Here is a 5,872-nt window from a genome sequence, read left to right as displayed (position 1 = left end):
GACGATGCGGGGGTCTTCTCTATCTCGGTTTAGACCAAGAAGTTATCGGCTACTTAGCGAATACCGACGTTCCAGGTGCCCTGGAAGGAGTTAATCGCCAAGTAAACATCTTCGGAAGCGTCAAACTTCGCGGTGCCCTGGAACTCTGAGGTGCTGGATTCCAAGATGACATCGTTCGAGCGGGCCGCATCCATCACGCGCAGGTTCATTACCGGCCTGCGCTCGTAGCCAGCCTCCAAAGTGCCCGAGCCGCCCGAGTAGATCACGGCGTAGGAGTTGAACGCGGCGCTGATCTTCTCGCCCTTAGAAATCTTCGGTGCGGAGGAAGCATCGTAGACGCGAATAAGCCACTCGCCCTCACTATCGACATTCACCTTGCGGGTGGGGCTGGAAGTCTTCAAGTCCATCCACAGGGTGCCCGAGATTTTATCTTTGGTCAGCGCGGAGGTGTACAGAGCGAAGCTGGAAGTTTTATCGTCCCCCGTGCGCCCCTCCAGGGAATGGCGCGAGTTGGATTCTTTGGAGGGGGTGAACTCATAGTAGACGATAGCCTTCGAATCGTTGCCCTTGGGCTTCTCGATATCGATGGTCTGCTTATCTTTGCCCTTGTACTCCTTGAAATCGCCGCTGGGCAGTTTCGCTTCAACATTCTTCAGCTCGGCGGGCGATGAGCTTGCCGAGCTCTCTGACGATGCCGAGGCTGCCGATGATGACTCGGCGGGGCTTTCCGATGCTGCTGCATTGGAAGATCCGCGCGGCAGGGTGAAAATCAGTACCAGAATGATAATAATCAACAGCGCCACAGCACCGGCGATGACGCTCCACCCGGCGGGAGTCGCAAAGAACGGGCGCTTCGGCTTCTCGGGCTGGTTGAAGGGAGTCTGACCGTTTGCATACGGTGAATCGCTGAACCCGGATGCTGCCGCCGCAGTGAACCCGTTGAGCGCATCCGAGGTGTTTGACTCGGAGTATTGCTGATTCTGGTTCGACTGGTTCTGATTGTACGAACCCTGAGCAAAACCGCTGTTCTGAACGTTATTATTCTGAGCACCGTTCTGCTGCTGGAACTGCTGCGATTGACCGGCCTGGTACTGACCCTGCTGAGGCTGGTTCTGCTGCGACTGCGAGCCCTGGAATTGGTTGGGCTGACCCTGCCCCTGGAACTGGTTACCCTGCTGGTTCGAAGCGTTCTGCACCGAGTGCTGCTGATTCTGTCCCGACTGAGAGCTCTGATCTTGTTGGGCATTCTGACTCTGCGTATTTTGGCTCTGAGAACCCTGCTGCTGAGCCGAAGCGCCGGATGCGCCCGCCCCGGAGGAGGCCGCTGCACCCGCGCCCGCTGCGGAACCTGCGGCAGCGCCGACGGCGGCACCCGCACCAAAGCCCGAGCGTGACCGATCCTGCCCCTGCTGAGGCTGTTGTCCCTGGTACGACTGACCGGACTGACCCTGTCCCTGCTGAGGCTGACCGGACTGAGAATATCCTGACTGGAATTGTCCGGGCCGCACCTGGCCGGATTGCTGCTGCTGAGACTGCGGCTGAGCGAATCCCTGCTGGCTCTGCTGCTCTCGACTCTGGGACTGCTGCGCCTGCGAACCCTGATTCGGGGCACTCTGACCCTGGGTATCTCGGTTCTGAGCGCCCTGGCTTTGGGTACTCTGGGTTCGCGGATCCTGCGCTTGAGCGCTTCGCTCCTGAGCGTTCTGCCCGGCAAATCCCTGCTGGGACTGGGCGCTTAGGCCCTGCTGCTCGGATCCCTGGTTCTGCTGCGCAAAACCTTGACGCTGCTCAGAGCCCTGCTGTTGCTGGTTGAAGTTCTGCTGGCGCTGTGTAGAATCCTGCTGCTGACGCTGGGCAAATTCTTGCTGACGCTGGGCCTCAAAAGACTGCGGCTGCTGACCCTGCTGAGACTGTGCGGGCTGCTGCGGCTGAGACTGATTCTGCTCACGGGACTGGCTGAACTGCTGCTGACCGGGCTGATTCTGCCAAGGCTGAGGAGCCTGCGCATCAAACCCGCGAGGCTGCTGCTGGTTCTGCGAACCCTGCGCTTGAGGCGCCCGATTCTGCTGAGCCTGACCGCCAAAGCCCTGCTGTGACTGCGCAGCCTGCTGAGACTGAGCACCAAAATTCTGCTGGGAATTCTGCGATGCAAATCCCTGCTGCTGAGAGCCGCTTCCCGGCGTCTGAGACTGCGAAACGTTTGAACTCGATTGACGCTGCGCAAAATCCTGCTGAGGCTGATCAGAGCCAGAGCCCTGCTGTTGATTGAAGCTCTGCTGGCGCTGTGTAGACTCCTGTTGCTGACGCTGGGCAAATTCTTGCTGGCGCTGGGCCTCAAAAGACTGCGGCTGCTGAGATTGCCCGGGCTGTTGAGTCTGAGTAACGTGTTGAGACTGTGCGGGCTGCTGCGGCTGAGACTGCTGACCCCGGTTCTGAGCGTTCTGCTCCTGAGAACTCTGCGCGGCAAAGCCCGACTGCTGCTGATTCACGGGAGCCTGAGGCTGCCCCTCAAAACGCTGCTGCGTGGGAGGAACCTGGGAAGTGCCGCGCGGGGGAGTAGCCGGTCGGGAAGATGCCTGAGCCTCGGTACCACGCGAATCAGCCGAATCGCGCGCATCGGACTGGGGGCGCGCATCCGTAGGCTCACCCTGAGACTGATCCGGAGATTGCTCGGGGCGTGACTCGCGTGAAGGAACCTGCTGCTGTGCGGATTCTGAAGATACAGGCTCCTGTCGTGCAGCCTCGGGCCGTTCGGCACCTGCTGCAGTGGCAGAACTTGCGGACCTCTGAGAATCCTGTGCGTCGCTGAGGGGCTCTCGCGCATCGTAAGAAACACCCGAACCCTGCGCGACTCCCGGCTGCTGTGCGCTCGTCTCTGGCGCGGATGGGGCATTGTGGGCATCACGAGCGGGCTCGCGGGTAGGCTCCGAAACCTGAGGCTTTGGAGCCTCGGTGGCGCCGCTCTGACGGTTCACGGGAGTCTCAGAAGTGCTCTGCTCGGAACGCACCTGCGAATCGGCTGAAGAGCCTGCCGCTGCACCGGGACCGGATGCGCCCGCACGCTCACCCGCGACCTCGCGCGACTCGGAACCGGCTGACGCCGCATCCTGAACATGGGCAGACTCCGCCTGAGTCTTCTGCTCAGGGGTCTGCTGATGGGAAGTTTTCTGCTCGGCAAACTGTTCGGAAATGGTCGGCGCGGTACGCTGCTTCGGGGCGGAAGCCTGCGCAGACTCACCGCTCTGCTCAGAGCTTGACGATGGCGAGGGCTTCGCGCTGGAAGAACCCTCAGAAGAGCCCGATGCGGCAGATGAAGACTCCGCCGTCGAGGGCGCCTGCTCATTCTCAGGCTCGGGCTCCTCAATCCACAGCTGCCAACCTTCGGGAACAGGACCCCATGCGGGATCGGGCCGCCACGTCGGGGTAGGAGACCACCCGGCAGGCGGTTTGGGCCAATTTGGGGGCGGATTGAAGACGAGAGCCATCTGAACCTTCCTTCACTACTGGCGCCAAAAACACCCGGAAGCGTAGGCACGAGTAGCCTCAAATTTTAAACTACGGTAACCCTCAAATTATGGCATATTTCCCATAAAATATAAGCCCGAAAAGTTCATAGGCAGGTAAATTATTACACCGTAAGGCAACCCGCACAGATGGCCCCGGTGTGACATTCGGGGGAGGGTCCCCTCTATTATGGATACTATGAGCACTAATCACCAGCAGGAACCCGGACATCACGGTTCTGAGTTCATTCCAACAAACCAACCACCTGGCGCAGTCACTAATACCCAAAATATGCCCACGATGCTGAGCCCGCATCAGGCAGAAAGTTACGGGTACGGCGCTGAGTCTACCTTTGCCTCCGCTGAGTATTACAGGAGTAACCGCCTTACCCGTAAGGAGCTTCTGGAACGCGCCAGCGAGCTGCCCTATCACCGGTTATCGCATGTGAACCCGCGTGCGCGTTGGTTCACCCCGGTTCTTGAGGGTTTGCTGATTGCCGGCATCTATTTTGTGCTCCTGCTGATGGTGAGCTTTGCGCTGCTGGCATCCGCCGTGATGCTGCGCGTCCCCTACGATCACCTGACCGATCTGCAGCGTGTTTACGCGAACGTTTTTAAAACCCCGCTTGTTTTTATTGCGTTCCTTAGCACCGTCATTCCGGTGATTCCGGCGATTTTTATTGCGCGCCTGATTACCAACTTCAAACCCTTAGGTCTAATTCACTCCATTGCGGGCCGCATGCGGTGGTCCTATTTGAGTGTTTTCCTAGGCTTTGGGTTCCTCATTTTCGGTCTTTACTTTGTAGGGTTCGCGGCTCTGGATGGTTCTTTGACCACGCAGAACAGCGTGCATCCGCTGAATTCCGGCATGTTCTGGCTGTACATTGTGCTTATTCTGTTGATAGTTCCGTTCCAGTGCTACGCCGAGGAACTGCTCTTCCGCGGCTATCTCATGCAGACCGTGGGCCGGTGGCTGAAGAACCCCGTTTGGGCAATTATTATTCCAGCGCCTATCTTTATGGTGCTGCATGGTTACGGACTGTGGGGTCTGCTTTCTGTGCTGACGATGGCTCTGATCGCCGGGTTCTTGTGCTGGTACACCGGCGGTCTTGAAGCCGGTATCGGCCTGCATATTGCGAATAATGTTTCGATTTTTATCTTTGGGCTGCTGGGTTTGGAGGATCCCTTTGGTGCGGTTCGTGAGGAACAGCCGCTTGACTTTGTGCAGGCCCTTATTCTGCAGCTTGCCTTCGCCGGGCTCGTGTGCATGTACACCTACCGGCAAAAGAGGAAAGCCGCTCTGAACCAGGGGCAGGATGCGGCTGCCGCCTCCTCGGCTGAGGGCGCGTCAATGGGTGTGGAAGCGCCCGCTTCTTCCTCGGATGCGCCTGCCACCGCAGCACCGGCTTCGGGTGCTGCGCACGCGGCCACACAGCCCGGTATGTCCGTGAAAAATGCTGCTGCTTCACCTGCTGCTGATACTTCTGCTTCTGCACCGCAAGGGTCGCAGGCGCCGGTACAATCACAACCTGTACAACCTGCTGCCTCTGCGGTGGTGAACGCCAAGCCCGCACAGGATAATGCTTCGGTAAAATCGGCGTCTTCGGCTGCCCCCGCCAACCCGCAAGCAGCTGAGGAACATCGTGCATCCGAGCGGAATATCGCGGAGAAACCGGCTGCACAGGCACCCGCCGCGAAGCCTGTGGAAGGCGCTCGTAAGAGCGAGCAGAATGATACGTCGGCCAAGGCTTCTGCCCCCGCGCAGCCCGAGCGTTCGGCACCGGCTCACGGTTCGGCACCGGCTAATAAGCCTGCACCAATCGGTAAGCCTGCGCCAGCCAAGGAATCTGTGCCGACTCATGAGTCAGCCCAGTCCCAGAAACCGGCGCAAACTGCCAAACCGGCACAGGCTCATGAATCGGCTCAGCCTCAAAAGCCGGTACACACTAACGAGTCAGCCCAGGCTGAGCGTCCGACGACCGCGAATACTGCCGCCCGCGCGACCGGGCAAGAAGCGCAGATCGCCGATAAACCCGCGCAGTCTGCACAGGCGAGGACTATCGCCGACGAACTCAAGCCTGCCGTGGTTGCCCCCGCAGCAGCGGAAAAGGCTCCGTCAGGCATAGATCTGGATGCGGCGCAGAAAGCTGCACGCGCCTCCGCGCAGAAGACTCAGCAGGGCTCGAACCGAGCTGATTCTTCGGTACGCGAATCCGGGACACACGGGTCTGCGTCGAATGCAGCCGCGCCGCAGAAGGGAACCGCTAGCGCATCCGCCGCTCAGACAGACGATACGAAGAACCCTTCCTCGAAGAACTACGCGCCGGATACCTCCACGATGAGCATTCCCGTGCAAAATGCCTTGTCAG

2 protein-coding genes are annotated in these 5,872 nt (G+C 59.5%); one reads left to right on the top strand and one right to left on the bottom strand.

Annotation, left to right across the window (positions count from 1 at the left end; all coding sequences use genetic code 11):
* Positions 1-53: 53 nt before the first annotated feature.
* Positions 54-3,485, bottom strand: coding sequence for a hypothetical protein (locus Q0216_RS09345; protein WP_298594798.1), 3,432 nt, complete (start codon positions 3,483-3,485; stop codon positions 54-56).
* A 310-nt stretch (positions 3,486-3,795) separates the two neighbouring features.
* Between Q0216_RS09345 and Q0216_RS09340 the strand changes: the two genes are divergently transcribed.
* Positions 3,796-5,872: type II CAAX prenyl endopeptidase Rce1 family protein (locus Q0216_RS09340; protein WP_298594796.1), on the top strand; the 2,077-nt coding region annotated here is incomplete at its 3' end.

The organism is uncultured Rothia sp. (assembly GCF_937976295.1).
GTDB lineage: Bacteria > Actinomycetota > Actinomycetes > Actinomycetales > Micrococcaceae > Rothia.
This window is presented reverse-complemented; position numbering and strand designations above follow the sequence as displayed.